Genomic DNA, 15,843 nt, shown 5'->3' on the forward strand with positions numbered 1-15,843 from the left:
CAAAGACATCGACAGCAACCTTGCGGCGGTCCATTTTGTTGACTTGGCCGTCGCAGCTGATAAGGATCAGCCGCGCCTCATTTGGTCCCGCCAGGGACCGTGATTGACACTGCAAACCAGCGGACCCGCCATGACCTCTCCCGAAAAACATAACCGGATGGCGAATGCGATCCGTTTCCTCTCCATGGATGCCGTCGAGAAGGCCAATTCCGGCCATCCCGGCCTGCCGATGGGGGCAGCCGACATTGCGACAGTGCTTTTCAGCCGCTATTTGAAGTTCGATCCGAAGAACCCGCTCTGGCCTGACCGCGACCGCTTCGTGCTGTCGGCCGGCCATGGCTCCATGCTTCTCTATTCGCTTCTCTATCTAACCGGATATGAGGACATCTCGATCGAGGACATCAAGCAGTTCCGCCAGCTGGGATCCAAGACCGCCGGACATCCGGAATACGGCCATATTTCCGGCATCGAAACGACCACCGGTCCGCTCGGCCAGGGCATTGCCAATGCCGTCGGCATGGCAATTGCGGAAAAGAAGCTCGCTACGGAATTCGGTTCCGAGTTGCAGAGCCACTTCACCTATGCGCTGGTCGGTGACGGTTGCCTGATGGAGGGCATCAGCCAGGAAGCCATTGCGCTGGCCGGTCACCTGAAACTGAACAAGCTGATCGTCTTCTGGGACGATAACAAGATCACTATCGACGGTGCGGTATCGCTGTCGGATTCGACGGATCAGATCGCCCGCTTCAAGGCGGTACACTGGAACACGATCGAAGTGGACGGCCACGATCAGGACGCGATTGCCGCGGCCATCGAGGCTGCACAGAAATCCGACCGCCCGACCCTGATTGCCGCCAAGACCATCATCGGCTTTGGCGCGCCCAACAAGCAGGGGACGCACAAGGTACACGGCTCGCCGCTGGGTGCCGAAGAAATCGCCGCGGCCCGCAAGTCGCTCAACTGGGAATCGGAAGCCTTCGTGGTTCCAGCCGACGTGCTGGACGCCTGGCGTCTGGCCGGCCTGCGCTCCACCAAGGCCCGCAAGGAATGGGAAGAGCGCCTGGCCGCAGCCCCGGCCGAGCAGCGCGCCGAATTCGTGCGTCGTTTCGCCGGTGACCTGCCGGGTGGATTCGATAGCGCCATCGATGCCTTCAAGCAGAAGATTGCCGCCAACCCACCGACCGTTGCCACCCGCAAGGCTTCGGAAGATACGCTGGAAGTGATCAATGGCCTGTTGCCGGAAACCCTTGGCGGTTCGGCCGATCTGACGCCGTCCAACAATACCAAGACCAGCCAGATGACGTCGATCACCCCGACGGATTTCTCCGGTCGCTATATGCACTGGGGCATTCGCGAGCATGCAACGGCAGCCGCCATGAACGGCATTGCGCTGCATGGCGGCCTGATCCCGTATTCCGGCGGCTTCCTGATCTTCTCGGATTACTGCCGCCCGTCGGTGCGTCTCGCGGCCCTCATGGGCATCCGCGTCGTGCATGTCTGGACGCATGACTCCATCGGTGTTGGCGAAGACGGCCCGACCCACCAGCCGGTCGAGCATGTGGCCTCCCTGCGCGCCATTCCGAATCTTCTGGTCTTCCGCCCGGCGGACGAGACCGAAACGGCGGAATGCTGGCAACTGGCTCTCAACGAAAAGCATCGCCCCTCTGGTCTGGCGCTGACCCGCCAGAACCTGATGCCGGTGCGCACCGAATACGAAGAGAAGAACCTGTGTGCCCAGGGTGCCTATGAGCTGATCTCGTCGAGCGATGCCAAGGTCACGATCTTTGCCTCCGGTTCGGAAGTCGAGATTGCGGTGAAATCGGCGCAGGCGCTGGAAGCCAAGGGTATCGCCACCCGCGTCGTGTCCGTGCCCTGCTTCGAACTGTTCTTCGAACAGTCCGACGATTACCGCGAAGCCATTATCGGTACTTCGCCGGTCAAGATCGGCGTCGAAGCCGCCATCCGCCAGGGCTGGGATGCGTTTATCGGCAATGACGGCGCCTTTATCGGCATGAAGTCCTTCGGTGCATCCGGCCAGGCCAAGGACCTCTACAAACATTTCGGCATCACCGTGGAAGCGGTCGTTGCTGCGGCGGAAGCCAAGCTCTGAACGGCTTGGGGCGCTTTTGGGCGCCCCATCTGACCATCAAAAGCCCAATTTCCAAGGGAGTGAATGCACATGACTGTCAAGGTTGCCATCAATGGCTTCGGTCGTATCGGCCGTAACGTTCTGCGAGCCATCGTCGAATCGGGTCGCACCGATATCGAAGTGGTTGCGATCAACGATCTCGGCCCGGTCGAGACGAACGCGCATCTGCTGCGCTACGATTCGATCCACGGCAAGTTCCCGGCCAGCGTCAAGGTCGAGGGCGACACCATCATCGTGGGCGGCGGCAAGCCGATCAAGGTGACGGCGGTGCGCAACCCCGCTGAACTGCCGCATGCCGAACTCGGCATCGACATCGCCATGGAATGCACAGGCATCTTCACTTCGCGTGACAAGGCTGCCGCCCACCTGACGGCTGGCGCCAAGCGCGTCATCGTTTCGGCTCCGGCCGATGGCGCTGATCTGACCGTCGTTTTCGGCGTCAACCACGATCAGCTGACCAAGGACCACCTGGTCATCTCGAATGCATCCTGCACGACCAATTGCCTGGTTCCGGTCGTCAAGGTGCTGAACGATGCGATCGGCATCGATCATGGCTTTATGACCACGATCCATTCCTACACGGGCGACCAGCCGACGCTCGACACCATGCACAAGGATCTCTACCGCGCCCGCGCGGCAGCGCTTTCCATGATCCCGACCTCGACCGGTGCTGCAAAGGCCGTTGGCCTCGTCCTGCCGGAACTGAAGGGCAAGCTGGACGGCACCTCGATCCGCGTGCCGACCCCGAATGTCTCGGTTGTCGATTTCAAGTTCGTTGCCAAGAAGAACACCACGGTTCAGGAAGTCAACGATGCCATCATCGCCGCCTCCAATGGCGCGCTGAAGGGCATTCTGGGCTATACGGATGAGCCGCTGGTCAGCCGCGACTTCAACCACGACAGCCATTCGTCGATCTTCGCGCTCGACCAGACCAAGGTTCTGGAGGGCAATTTCGTGCGCATCCTGACCTGGTACGACAATGAATGGGGCTTCTCCAACCGCATGTCGGACACGGCTGTTGCCATGGCAAAGCTCATCTGATCTCGCCTAACGCGACAGATCTGTAAGACAGAAGGGCGGTCGGGATATATCCCGGTCGCCCTTTTTTTATGTGTGATGAACGGGCTTTGCATCAGCGCAGCAGGCGCACCGATTGCGTGCTGGTTTGGTTGGAGCCGGCGCCGCCCGCCAAGGGTTCCACGTTCCAGTTGGCCGAGTTCATGATCATCGTGTTGACGACCATGCTGATCCGGCTCGTCTGGTTGGTGGTGGAATTGTAGGTCACATCGCGGTTCGGCAAGTAGATAATGCCTTCCAGCGTCTCGCCCATTGATCCATTGAACACATACTGGCGTTTTGCCCCATTGCTGTCGGTCGGCTCAAACATCAGGATGCCCTTGTAGGGACCGTTGGTCGGTGCCGTTGCCGTCAAGCTCAGCCCGCCATTGGCACGCAGTTCGCTATCCACGTCAGGGAAGTAAAAGGTCACGCCATTGGCGATGATCGTCGAACCGGAATTGGCGATCATCCGGCCTTTAATGATGTGCAGGCCAGGTTTGAAGGTGATTGTCGGGCTGCCGTTGAAGGTCAGGTTGCAGTGGATGCCGGGCTCCAGTGTGATGTTCTTGCCATCGCGCGTTCCGGAATTGGCGCAGACGCCGGATGTGTTCGGCTGCGGCAGGTTGCCCGCATAGGGATCGGGAGGGACCAAGCATCCGACTTCCAGATTCGCCAGCGTGCCGCCATTCTTGATATAACTCGTGCCCCGCACGCAGAACTTCGCGGTCTCGATGTGGGCGCCGGCATTCATGATGAAGGCGGGTGCGGCTGTCGATTCGACATTGATGCGACAGGCCTTCGACCTGAGGTTTGCGCCTGAATTGATCAACACCGCTTGGTTCTGTTTGCCAAGCACATGGATGCAAGCGGGGGCTTCGGCTGTCCCTTCGGTGCCATTGGCAATGGCCGTCGCGCGCACCTCGATCGGGATGGTGGAAATGCCGATCAAGCCTAGAAAATCCGTATTGTGTTTCTGTTGGTATTCCGCACTCAGACTTCCGTCGCTGTTTGTCTCGACGGCAAGCCGCAGTTTGAGAGCATCTTCCGCCTGCGGCGCTGTTGTCGAGTCGTAAGTGCTGATGAAACTTGTCACGGTATTAGAACGTACCGTCTCATCCTTCTGGTGAGCCGCTGCCAGCACGGCCGCATCCAGTGTTGCCTGCATGTCGAGCTTCTGGCTATAGGCAGCGTAGAGATCGACTGTGCCGCCAGCTGCTGCCAAGAGCACAGGCAAAAGTATTGCGGTGATGATGCCGAAATTTCCGCCGCAATCATGCATGATTCGGCCTATAGGCGATTCAGTGTTACGTTGACTGGAATGCTCCAACATCTTTCCCTCGATGTTTCAGTTTCTTCTACTTTAGGTGCCATAGGCGCACTCCTGTCCGGTTAAGGAAACAGTTCAAATGCCGCGGAGTCTCCGAATCAATCACTTGAGGCGCGGCTGCATTGCGTGAAAATGCAGCCGGGAGAGGGTAATGCTGGGTCATTGCCGGTATTTGCCCTTCTCTTGCCGGATTTGATGCGGCCTAATAGCTCGTCGTCTGATTCCTGCCGGTGAAACGCCGGACCTGCATTGTTTTCCTGCTTTCCGCTCAAAGATGAGCGGTCGCGCGGCACGCTTTCCAGCGGGTGCCGCGACGGGAAAGCCGTCTGCAATCAGCGACATGAATAGTGGCCGCCGGCTGACGCTTGCCGGTTGGTGTCGAAGTTGAAAAGGGGACACGCAAATTGGATGCGTTCTACATCATTTTGCTGGTCGGTACGATTTTGGTGCTGGCGGCAGCGTTTTCCAGTCTGCTGGCCTTTCGCTTCGGCGCGCCTCTGCTTCTCGTCTTCCTGCTGATCGGCCTGGTGGCCGGTGTCGATGGCATCGGCATCAATTTCAGCAACTATCCCATGGCCTATATGTTAGGCTCGCTGGCACTTGCGGTAATCCTGTTTGATAGCGGCTTTGGCACCTCGCTGCATTCCTTCCGCATTGCCGCTGCACCGGCGCTGACCATGGCTTCGCTTGGCGTTCTGCTGACTGCCTCGATCTTTGCCTTTGCCGCCTCGCTGTTTCTCGGCGTCAGCTGGATGGAAGGCCTCCTGCTCGGCTCCATCGTCGCCTCCACCGATGCGGCGGCTGTGTTCTTCTTGCTGCGCATCGGTGGCATCCATATCCGTGACAAGGTGCGATCCTCACTTGAGGTGGAATCCGGCACCAATGATCCGATGGCGGTTTTCCTCACCATCGCGCTTGTCGAACTGATCTCGTCAGGGCAAGGGGCGTCCGGTTTCAACCTTGATCTGCTGGCCATGTTCGTCAAGCAGATGGGCCTTGGCGGCCTGATGGGTGCGCTTGGCGGCATCATGATCGTCACAGTGCTGAACCGCCTGCCGGTTGATCGGGGGCTTGCGCCCATCTTCGTGCTGGCACTGGCCATGCTGGTTTTTTCCTTCACCGGTGCCGTTGGCGGTAGCGGTTTTCTCGCCGTCTATGTGGCGGGCATCTATGCCGGCAACCGCAAGATTTACGGTAAGGAAGCGATCAAGCGCTTTCAGGATGGCCTGACCTGGTTGGCGCAGATCATCATGTTTCTGCTGCTGGGGCTTCTTGCCACGCCCTCGCAATTTCCCTCGATTCTGCTGCCGGCGGTGGGGCTGGCCCTGTTCCTCATCTTCGTTGCGCGGCCCATTGCCGTGTGGCTGAGCCTTCTGCCCTTTGATTTCACCCAGCAGGAAATCGGCTTCGTTGCCTGGGTGGGACTGCGCGGCGCTGTCTCCATTCTGCTCGGCATCATGCCGATCCTCGGCGGGATCGACGCGAACCATGTCTATTTCAACACGGCCTTCATCATCGTGCTGGTCTCGCTTTTGCTTCAGGGCTGGACGATCCGGCCGGTGGCGGAAAAGCTCGGCCTGATCACGCCGCCGCGCATGGGCGAGGTGGACAAGGTGGAACTCGACCTGCCCGGCCGCGCCAATCACGAGTTGATCTCCTACCGAGTCATCAAGGACAGCCCAGTGCTGCGCGGTGAGCGCATTCCGCGCTGGGCAACGCCGTCGCTGGTGGTGCGTGATGGCCGCAGCATGCGCTATCAATATGCCGGGCGGCTGCGCGAGAAGGATTACGTCTACCTGTTTGTCGCGCCAAACTATTCGAGACTGCTCGACCGGCTGTTTGCCTCGCGCGTGCCGGTGGATGAAGACGACGCGGATTTCTTCGGCGCCTTTGCCATCTCGCCCTCGCGTCCAGCCAAGGAACTGGATGCCGCCTATGGGCCGGGGCTTCTGTCTGTAGCCGAGCAGGCCATGACGATTGGCGACATGATGGCCTATCGGCTGGGTGGCAAGGCGGATTTTGCCGACCGGGTGCGTCTGGGCTCAATCATCCTCATCGTGCGCGAACTTGACGAGCACGAGCATATCCGCTCGGTCGGCATTTCGCTGGAGCCTGTCGAGCCGGCGATCTCGCTGCCGATCTTCATCAATATGCGCGAAATCGCCCATCGCCTGCGCGATACGCTGCGTCGTTACCGTGGACGCGGCCAGCCTCCCATCGCGCCGGCCACGGTCGCTGCGCCGTCGCTTCCAGCTTCCGAAGCCGCAGCCGGGAAGGGCGAAAATCAGGTGTGACTGCCTTGCGTCCCCGGTCAGGTCGGCTATGGTCCGCTTCAAAATTCAACGAGCAGAACGGATACCTATCATGCCGGCATTCAAGACCCTTGACGACCTTTCCGATATTGCGGGCAAGCGCGTTCTCGTGCGCGTCGATCTCAATGTTCCGGTTTCGGACGGGAAGGTCACCGATGCGACCCGCATAGAGCGCGTCGCGCCTACCATTCTGGAACTGTCGGGCAAGGGCGCCAAGGTGATCCTGCTCGCCCATTTCGGTCGCCCGAAGGGTGCGCCGGTTGCAGATATGTCGTTGAAGCTGATTGTACCTTCCGTGGAAGACGTGCTGGATCATGCGGTGCTGTTTGCCGATGACTGCATCGGCGAGGTGGCAGGCTCTGCCATTGCCGGCATGGCCAATGGCGATATCCTGCTTCTGGAAAATACCCGTTTCCACAAGGGCGAAGAAAAGAACGATCCGGATTTCACCAAGGCGCTGGCCGCCAATGGCGATATCTATGTGAATGATGCCTTCTCTGCCGCCCACCGCGCGCATGCCTCGACGGAAGGTCTTGCCCATCACATGCCGGCCTATGCCGGGCGCACCATGCAGCAGGAACTCGAGGCTCTGGAAAAGGGTCTCGGCAAGCCGAACCGCCCGGTGGTCGCCATTGTCGGTGGCGCCAAGGTTTCCACCAAGATCGATCTCCTGATGAACCTCGTCAAGAAGGTCGATGCGCTGGTGATCGGCGGCGGCATGGCCAATACGTTTATTGCAGCCCGCGGCACCGATGTCGGCAAGTCGCTTTGCGAACATGATCTTGCCGAAACCGCCAAGCAGATCATGATCGAGGCGGCCAGCGCCCAATGCGCCATCGTGCTGCCGATCGACGGCGTGATTGCCCGCGAATTCAAGGCTGGTGCCGCAAACGAGGTTGTCGATATCGAGGCAATCCCGGCCGATGCCATGGTGCTTGACGTGGGCCCGAAGTCGATCGAGGCGATCAATGGCTGGATCAGCCGCGCCCAGACGCTGGTGTGGAACGGTCCGCTCGGCGCGTTTGAAATCTCGCCCTTCGATACGGCAACCGTGGCAGTTGCCAAGCATGCCGCCGAACAGACCAAGGCCGGCAAACTAGTATCGGTCGCCGGTGGCGGCGATACGGTCTCGGCGCTCAACCATGCCGGCGTTGCCGATGACTTTTCCTATATCTCGACTGCCGGCGGCGCCTTCCTGGAATGGATGGAAGGTAAGGAACTGCCGGGCGTTGCCGTCCTGATCCACGGCTGATCGATCACAACCAGATAGCGCATGCGGAGTTTTCGCCAAGGGCTCCGCATGCGGATACGAACAGATTTAAATTATTTTAGATATTTTAAACGATTGAAATGAATTCAATCGTTTCAATGATTTAGCCAAGGATTTCCCCGCCAAAAAACTTCTGTTATCCGCGAATGCTATAGAACGCGATAGCAACGCGTTGTGCACCGACTTTAGGGACAGGAGTGAAAGCATGGGGTACGCCAAGATGTTGGACAAGATGAGTTCCGCGCCCGGATTTATTGCGGCGCTGGATCAGAGCGGCGGTTCAACGCCTACAGCCTTGAGCCTCTATGGTGTGTCTGAAGCCGATTATCAGGGCGACGAGGAAATGTTCCGCCTGATGCATGCTATGCGCGTGCGCATCATGCGGGCACCGGCCTTTTCGGGTGACAAGGTTATCGGTGCAATCCTGTTCGAACGCACGATGGACGGCGATGTCGACGGTCAGGCTGTTCCCTCCTATCTCTGGGAAAAGCGCGGCGTTGTGCCCTTCCTGAAGGTCGACAAGGGGCTGAACGGCGAGGACAACGGCGTTCAGACCATGAAGCCGATGCCCGATCTTGACGCTTTGCTGATCCGTGCTCGCGAAAAAGGTATTTTCGGCACCAAGATGCGCTCCGTGATTGCCCATGCCGACAGAGCCGGCATAGCTGCTGTCGTTGAGCAGCAGTTCGCGGTTGCGCGCCAGATCATTGGCCAGGGTCTCATGCCCATCATCGAGCCGGAAGTGTCGATCAAGAGCCCGACCAAAGTAGAAGCAGAAGCCATTCTGCGCGACGAGATCGCCCAGCAGCTCGACAAGCTTCCCGCCGGCGTGACCGTCATGCTCAAATTGACGATCCCGACGGTTGCCGATTTCTACGCGCCATTGATTGCCCATAGCTCGGTCGTGCGCGTCGTCGCCCTGTCCGGCGGCTACAGCACCGCACATGCCTGCGAAAAACTGACGCATAACCATGGCATGATCGCCAGTTTTTCACGCGGACTGACGGAAGGCCTGCGCGTTTCGATGAGTGACGCCGAGTTCAATGCCAGCCTGGGCACAACGATCGATCAGATCTACGCGGCCAGCGTCAACAAGGCTTGATCCAACCGATTTTCGCAGAAGATGAAGGGTCGCACTGTTGCTGGGCGGCCCTTCACAGTTTCTGATGGTTTGCGTCAAAACCTTTGGCTGGTGGCGAAGGCCGGGCTGCGATAGCCGTGTTGCTTCAAACTCTGGAGGAGCAGGCATGCGCAAAGCAGAATTCGTTACAGTGGATGTCTTTACGCAGGAGCGTTTCACCGGCAATCCGCTTGCGGTTTTTCCCGATGCGCGCGGCATCAGCGACGCGGCCATGCAGAAGATTGCCGCTGAGTTCGGCTATTCTGAAATCACCTTCGTGCTTCCGCCGGAAAATCCGGCTCATCATGCGCAAGTGCGGATCTTCACCCCCGTGGCGGAAGTCCCGTTTGCCGGCCATCCGAATGTCGGCACGGCCTATGTGATCGGCCAGATGGCCGAGATTTTCGGCAAAAGCGTCGATGACCGGCTGATCTTCGAGGAGAAGGCGGGATTGGTCGAAGTCCTGCTGCAAAGGCATGAGGGGCGCGTCACGGGTGCGGCCATCCGCGCGCCGCGCGCGCTTGAGCTTGGCCCTGTCATCCCGCTGGAACTTGCCGCCGCCTGTGTCTCGCTCGATCCGGCGCAGATCCGCACCACCGGACATATGCCCTGCACTGCCTCCGTCGGGCTTGCCTTTGTCATGGTGGAACTGGCCGATCTGGCAGCGCTTGCCGCAGCGCGCACGGATATTGCGCTGTTTCGACAGGCGCGCGACGGTTATGCGACGCCTGAGAATGATTTTCCGATGTTCCTCTATGTGCGCGATACCGCCGATCCATCCAAGCTTCGGGCACGCATGTTTGCGCCGCTCGACAATGTGGCCGAAGATCCAGCCACCGGCAGCGCCTCGGGCGCGTTGTCGGCGCTGCTTGCTCGTCTCGATCCGCGCCGCGATGGCGTGTTCGACATGACAATCGAGCAGGGTGTGGAAATGGGCCGCCGCAGCCTCATCCATGTGCGTGTGGAAAAGCAGGCGAGCGAGCCGGTCTCGGTTACCATTGCAGGCGCCAGCGCGCCGGTGATGCAAGGATCGATCCTCTACTGAGGCATGCTTTGTTGTTGTCGCTCAGGTGAAATCGCGCGCGAGCAGCGTGATGGCCCAGAGCACGAAGGCGAGCACCGCCAGCTTCCAGAAATCGGCACGCAGCTGCAAGCCGGGAAGCCCGATGGGCTTGATGATCTGCACGATCATGGCCAGGAGGAGCAGTAGGCCGATCAGTTTGGTCATGATTTTCCTGCAGGCATCGGACGGTCAGCCACAGGCTGGACATGATTTCCCTGCACTACAGATAGGCCGCCGGGCTCAGATTCGGAACCATTTCTTTTGCAGGTTTCGGGCCGATCCCCACGACCGAGGCCATTGAGACGCGAAATATTCGCAGATCCTGCGCTTTCTGGGCGGAGCAATTAACGATTGTCGTGCTTTCCTGTGCGGCGAAACCTGAACCGGAACGCCCACGGTCCATCATCATGCCGCGCAATCTCCTGCCTGTCCTCAGCCTCCTTCTCGGCACCCTCTTCCTGTTCCTCGGCAATGGCCTGCAAGGCCTGCTTTTGCCCGTGCGTGGAACGATGGAAGGCTATTCCAACGAGGTGCTCGGTCTTCTCGGCACCACCTGGGCCGGCGGTTTCGTGCTGGGCTGCTTCGTTGCGCCGCAGTTGGTGCGCCGCATCGGCCATGTGCGCGCCTTTTCCGGCTTCGGTGCCGTTATCTGCCTCAATGTCCTGGTGACGGGCATCGTAGTGGATGATGTGGCCTGGTTGACGCTGCGGGCCGTGACCGGATTCTGCACGGCCGGCACCTCGATGATTATCGAAAGCTGGCTCAACGAGCGCGCGACGAATGAGAGCCGCGGGGCGATCTTCTCGCTTTATATTTCCATCACGCTGATGGGCGTCGTCGGTGGTCAGTTGCTGGTCGGCGTCATCGATGTGTCGACGCCGCTGCTCTTCATGGTTTGCGGCATACTCTATTGCGTCGCCATCCTGCCGACCACGCTGTCGACGGCGGCTTCCCCGCAACCGCTCAAACGCGTCAGTCTGGATCTGCCGGCGCTGTACCGGAATTCACCCGTCTCCTTTGTCGGCATCCTGATGATCGGTATCGCAAATGGCGCCTATGGCACACTGGTTGCGGTGTTTGCCGCGCAGGCCGGCATGCATCAGGCGACGATTGCCGTCATGGTGTCGATCACCCTCTTTGCCGGTGCCATCATGCAGTTTCCCGCCGGCCGCCTGTCCGATCGCATGGATCGCCGCTATGTGCTGGCGGCACTTTCGGGCTTGTCTGCGGTGGCGGGCCTGGCACTGGTGCTGTTTGAGCCGCTGAATGTCTATGTCATCATCGCTCTGGTTGCCGTCTATGGCGCGGCCGCCAATGCGCTCTATCCGATCGCCGTTGCGCATGCCAATGACTTTGCCTCCTCGGAGGACTTCGTGAAGATCTCGGGCGGTCTGCTTTTGCTGTTTGGTATCGGCACGATTATCGGCCCGACGCTGGGTGGTCCGGTGATGACGCATTTCGGCCCCTATGCGCTGTTCGGCGTCACGGCATTCGCACATGTGGTGGTGGTGGCGCATGCCATTTTCCGCAGCCGCCGCCGCGCACCGATTTCCAGTGCGCAAAAGGACAATTACACCACGGCACCATCGGCCATGGCGCCGCTTGCCACGCCGGAAAGCCTGATGCTCGATCCGCGTGCGCCGGCCGATGGCGAGGCGCGCTGACGGCGCCCCTGTGGGCTCGTGATGACAAGATTGTGAGGCCGGCTGTCATAGTTCCGGCTGGACGGCATTTGGTGCATGGCTCATCTTCGTCCGCAGAACGGTCGAGGGAGTGGCATGATGCTGCGGACTATCGCATTCGCTCTGTTATCTGCGGTGGCGACCGCGTCGAGCGCCTGGGCGCAGGGTGCGCAAATGCCTGCCAGCCAGTGCCAGGCAATTGCCGAGGCCATTCCCAAGGTGACATTCGCCAGTTTCAAGCCGTTTGAGACGGCGCAGAGCAAAACCCTTTCGGAACGCGAAGAGGTGAAGATCACCTTTGTCGGCCATTCCACCTACCAGATCGAGAGCCCGGACGGTGTGGTGATCGCCACCGACTACAGCGGCGTCTACCGCCCGCCGCTTTCACCCGATGTGGTGACGATGAACAAGGCGCATTCCACCCATTACACACTGTCGCCCGATCCCGGCATAGAGCATGTCCTGCCGGGCTGGAGCGATGTGCCCGGCCAGAAGGCCGAGCATCGGGTGATGGTCGGTGACAGCTATATCCGCAATGTGGCGACCGATATCCGCGCCTATGGCGGCTTTGAGGAAAACGGCAATTCCATCTTCATCTTCGAGATTGCCGGTCTGTGCATCGGGCATCTGGGCCATCTGCATCATGAACTGACCGATGGGCATTATGCCGAGATTGGCCGGCTGGACGTGCTGATGGTACCGACCGATGGCGGGTTGACCATGGGGGCGGACAGTATGAGCCGGGTGGTGCAGCGGCTGCGCTCATCGTTGATCCTGCCGATGCATCGCGGCGGGCCGCCGCTTGAGCGGTTCCTTGCCATGTTCGACGGTCGCTTCGAGATCGCCTATGCGCAGGAGCCAGTGATTACCGTGACCATGCGCAACCTGCCGAAAAAGCCGCGCATTCTCGTGCCGCTCGGGCTTTGACTGCCCCTACCATGTCGCTTTGGTCTTGGAACGATGAGCTGCCTGTGGCCGGAAAGCGGGTCAGGCAAGCCGGGCGTACGGCTGCACCGGTCTGCCGGTTCAGCGCTGGTCTGCTTTTTTCTTGAACATCTGCCGCTTTCGTGGCTATAAGCCGGCCATTCCAGACATTTTACGCGATGAAGGGGTGCCATGGCCGGCCATTCACAGTTCAAGAACATCATGCACCGCAAAGGCCGGCAGGATTCCATCCGCTCGAAGATGTTCTCCAAGCTCGCACGCGAAATCACCGTTGCCGCTAAAACCGGTCTGCCTGATCCCTCGATGAACGCTGCCCTGCGTCTGGCGATCCAGAACGCCAAGGCACAATCCATGCCGAAGGACAATATCGACCGGGCCATCAAGAAGGCTTCCGGCGCCGATGCCGAAAGCTATGACGCAATCCGCTACGAAGGCTATGGCCCCGGCGGCACGGCTGTTATCGTTGAAGCGCTGACCGACAATCGCAATCGCACCGCCTCGAACGTGCGCTCGATCTTCGCCAAGGCCGGCGGTGCGCTGGGCGAAACCGGTTCGGTGTCCTTCTCCTTCGATCACCTGGGCGAAATCGTCTACAAGCTCTCGGTCGGCAATGCCGATGCGGTGATGGAAGCAGCCATCGAAGCCGGTGCCGATGATGTGATTTCCGATGAAGACGGTCACACGATCCTGTGCGCCTTTGAAAGCATGGGCGAAGTATCGAAGGCGCTGGAAGCAGCGCTTGGCGAAGCGGAAACCGTGAAAGCCATCTGGAAGCCGCAGAACACGGTGCCGGTGGACGAGGAAAAAGCCCAATCGCTGATGAAGCTTATCGACAATCTGGAAGATGACGACGACGTGCAGACCGTCTATTCCAATTTTGAAATGTCGGACGAGATCATGGCGAAACTTTCTGCCTGATTGATCCTTGACTGCAATGCGGATGTTGCGCCGACCCTGTGATAAGGGTCGGCGTTTTCCGTTCTGCGATGCAAAAATAGGTTTCCTTTTCTTTTGCCGGTCTGACATTTCTTGTAGCTCTTGCCGCAACAGCGACGGAGCGCACTGAATGTTTGATTTTGTCTGGACCGATTTTCTAACCTTCGTCGCAATCGGGTTTTTCGCGCAGATCGTCGATGGGGCGCTCGGCATGGCGTTTGGCGTATTGTGTACCACGGCACTGTTGTCGATTGGCATGCCGCCGGCCGTTGCCAGCGCCATGACGCATCTCACGGAATGTTTTACCTCTGCCGCGTCCGGGATCTCGCATGCCTATCACCGCAATGTCGATTGGCGTCTGGTGGCGCGGCTTGCGCCGGCCGGCATGCTGGGTGGCGCGATTGGCGCTTATCTCCTGTCCAGTATCGATGGCAGCGTGATCTCGCCGTTCATTTCGGTCTATCTGATCTGTATCGGTCTGTTCATTCTCTACAAGGCGTTTCGCCCGGTCTGGCCGCGTGACGTGCGTGACTGGATCGTGCCCTATGTCGGCGGCTTCGGTGGCTTGATGGATGCCATTGGCGGCGGCGGCTGGGGCCCGGTTGTCACCAGCACGCTGCTCGGTCGCGGTCATGATGCCAAGAAGGTCATCGGCTCAACGAATTTCACCGAATTCTCGGTCACCTTCGTCATTTCGCTGACCTTCATCGTGACGCTGGGCTGGACACAGCTGAGCGCTGCGGCGGGCCTCATCGTCGGTGGCGTGCTGGCCGCACCTGTCGGCGCCATCATCGTCAAGAACGTGCCGGTTCGGCCACTGATGGTGGCCGTGTCAATTGTCATCGTCGCCAGTGCCGTTATCCGGCTGATCTGAGACGGCGGCGGTATCAGGCGGCCATGTTCTCGCGGATTGGCTGCATTAGGGGCAGGGCGGCAAACAGTTCCGCAGAGCGCAACCGTGCCTCGATATCATGGATTGGCATGGAGATGATCAGTTCGTCGGCGCCTGTTTCGGCAAGGAAGCCAGCGAGCTTGCGCTCCACTGTTTGCGGCGAGCCGACGGCGGCAAACCGCAGCGTATGCTCCACATTCACGCGCTCCATATCATTCCAGATACTCTCCATGCTTTTTGCGGGCTTGGGGAACTGCGTGCGGACATTGCGGCGCAGGTTGACGAATTGCTGCTGGGCCGAGGTAAACAGGTAATCGGCCTCCTCATCCGTCGGAGCCGCGACCCCCATGACGCCGACCATGACATAGGGTTTGGCCAGCGTTGCCGACGGCTGGAACCTTTCGCGGTAGATGGCTAGCGCGTCCATCAGCATGTCTGGGGCGAAATGCGAGGCAAAGGCGTAAGGCAGTCCGAGCGCTGCGGCCAGATGCGCGCTGTAATGGCTGGAGCCCAGGAGCCAGATCGGTACCTGCGCATTCATGCCCGGTACCGCAAGAATGGCCTGGTCCTGGCGCGGGTGGCCAAGCAGGTGATGAAGCTCGATCACGTCATTGGGAAAATTCTCGGCGCCGGCATCCAGATTGCGACGCAGCGCGCGTGCGGTGCGCATATCCGTTCCCGGTGCCCGCCCAAGCCCGAGATCAACGCGGCCGGGAAACAGCGCTTCCAGCGTGCCGAACTGTTCGGCAATCACCAGCGGTGAATGATTGGGCAGCATGATACCGCCCGAACCGATGCGGATGCGCTTTGTTGCCGCACCAATATGGCCGATGACGACGGCGGTGGCCGCACTGGCAATGCCCGGCATGCCATGGTGCTCGGCAAGCCAGATCCGGTGATAGCCGAGCTCCTCCGCCTTCTGCGCCAGCCGCCGTGACTGGTTGAGTGCTTCGCGGGCATTGCCACCTTCGGCGATCGGGGAGAGGTCGAGAATGGAAAAATGTATCATGGCGCAATGCTCTACATGGATCGGATCCTGTCAATACATGTAGGTCTCTGGCGGCCGGTTTCGAAGGGCAGGGCCGCGA

14 protein-coding genes are annotated in these 15,843 nt (G+C 59.8%); 10 read left to right on the top strand and 4 right to left on the bottom strand.

Going from position 1 to position 15,843, the window contains the following annotated elements:
* Window positions 1-130: 130 nt before the first annotated feature.
* Window positions 131-2,110 carry a transketolase gene (gene tkt / locus E8M77_RS15955; RefSeq protein WP_137131608.1) on the top strand — a complete coding sequence of 660 codons (1,980 nt, stop codon included), beginning with the start codon at window positions 131-133 and terminating at the stop codon, window positions 2,108-2,110.
* Between the two features lie 69 nt (window positions 2,111-2,179).
* The gene (gene gap / locus E8M77_RS15960) at window positions 2,180-3,190 is read left to right on the top strand and encodes a type I glyceraldehyde-3-phosphate dehydrogenase (protein WP_137131609.1); all 1,011 of its coding nucleotides are present in this window, start codon (window positions 2,180-2,182) and stop codon (window positions 3,188-3,190) included.
* Between the two features lie 91 nt (window positions 3,191-3,281).
* Here the strand turns inward: gap and E8M77_RS15965 are convergent, their stop codons facing one another.
* On the bottom strand, window positions 3,282-4,487 hold the full coding sequence (locus tag E8M77_RS15965; RefSeq protein ID WP_246659287.1) for a TadE/TadG family type IV pilus assembly protein: 1,206 nt from the start codon (window positions 4,485-4,487) through the stop codon (window positions 3,282-3,284).
* Between the two features lie 452 nt (window positions 4,488-4,939).
* Here E8M77_RS15965 and E8M77_RS15970 point away from each other — a divergent pair, with 452 nt between their 5' ends.
* The 4 genes from E8M77_RS15970 (at window position 4,940) to E8M77_RS15985 (ending at window position 10,282) form a co-directional block, all read left to right on the top strand.
* Window positions 4,940-6,829: a potassium/proton antiporter gene (locus tag E8M77_RS15970; RefSeq protein ID WP_137131611.1), complete on the top strand. Its 1,890-nt coding sequence runs from the start codon at window positions 4,940-4,942 to the stop codon at window positions 6,827-6,829.
* Window positions 6,830-6,899: 70 nt separating this feature from the next.
* Window positions 6,900-8,099, top strand: coding sequence for a phosphoglycerate kinase (locus E8M77_RS15975; protein WP_137131612.1), 1,200 nt, complete (start codon window positions 6,900-6,902; stop codon window positions 8,097-8,099).
* Between the two features lie 223 nt (window positions 8,100-8,322).
* Window positions 8,323-9,219, top strand: a complete 897-nt coding sequence (locus E8M77_RS15980; protein WP_137131613.1) for a fructose bisphosphate aldolase — start codon at window positions 8,323-8,325, stop codon at window positions 9,217-9,219.
* A 145-nt stretch (window positions 9,220-9,364) separates the two neighbouring features.
* Window positions 9,365-10,282, top strand: a complete 918-nt coding sequence (locus tag E8M77_RS15985) for a PhzF family phenazine biosynthesis protein (protein ID WP_137131614.1) — start codon at window positions 9,365-9,367, stop codon at window positions 10,280-10,282.
* A 21-nt stretch (window positions 10,283-10,303) separates the two neighbouring features.
* Here the strand turns inward: E8M77_RS15985 and E8M77_RS23920 are convergent, their stop codons facing one another.
* Window positions 10,304-10,465, bottom strand: a complete 162-nt coding sequence (locus tag E8M77_RS23920) for a hypothetical protein (RefSeq protein ID WP_170975899.1) — start codon at window positions 10,463-10,465, stop codon at window positions 10,304-10,306.
* A 55-nt stretch (window positions 10,466-10,520) separates the two neighbouring features.
* Window positions 10,521-10,709, bottom strand: coding sequence for a hypothetical protein (locus E8M77_RS15990; protein WP_137131615.1), 189 nt, complete (start codon window positions 10,707-10,709; stop codon window positions 10,521-10,523).
* On the opposite strand from E8M77_RS15990, the gene E8M77_RS15995 reads away from it, so the two are divergent.
* The 4 genes from E8M77_RS15995 (at window position 10,708) to E8M77_RS16010 (ending at window position 14,737) form a co-directional block, all read left to right on the top strand.
* Window positions 10,708-11,964: an MFS transporter gene (locus E8M77_RS15995; protein ID WP_137131616.1), complete on the top strand. Its 1,257-nt coding sequence runs from the start codon at window positions 10,708-10,710 to the stop codon at window positions 11,962-11,964. The genes E8M77_RS15990 and E8M77_RS15995 overlap by 2 nt on opposite strands.
* A gap of 114 nt (window positions 11,965-12,078) precedes the next feature.
* On the top strand, window positions 12,079-12,909 hold the full coding sequence (locus E8M77_RS16000) for an MBL fold metallo-hydrolase (protein ID WP_137131617.1): 831 nt from the start codon (window positions 12,079-12,081) through the stop codon (window positions 12,907-12,909).
* 189 nt (window positions 12,910-13,098) lie between these two features.
* Window positions 13,099-13,845 (top strand): YebC/PmpR family DNA-binding transcriptional regulator, encoded by a 747-nt coding sequence (locus tag E8M77_RS16005; RefSeq protein WP_137131618.1) that lies wholly within the window; start codon window positions 13,099-13,101, stop codon window positions 13,843-13,845.
* Between the two features lie 148 nt (window positions 13,846-13,993).
* A complete protein-coding gene (locus E8M77_RS16010) occupies window positions 13,994-14,737 on the top strand; it encodes a sulfite exporter TauE/SafE family protein (protein ID WP_137131619.1) in 744 nt (247 codons plus the stop codon).
* A gap of 13 nt (window positions 14,738-14,750) precedes the next feature.
* Here the strand turns inward: E8M77_RS16010 and E8M77_RS16015 are convergent, their stop codons facing one another.
* The gene (locus E8M77_RS16015) at window positions 14,751-15,764 is read right to left on the bottom strand and encodes an LLM class flavin-dependent oxidoreductase (RefSeq protein WP_137131620.1); all 1,014 of its coding nucleotides are present in this window, start codon (window positions 15,762-15,764) and stop codon (window positions 14,751-14,753) included.
* Window positions 15,765-15,843: the final 79 nt, after the last annotated feature.

The sequence above is a fragment of the Rhizobium sp. FY34 genome, from assembly GCF_005222845.1.
In the GTDB taxonomy this organism is placed as follows: domain Bacteria; phylum Pseudomonadota; class Alphaproteobacteria; order Rhizobiales; family Rhizobiaceae; genus Neorhizobium.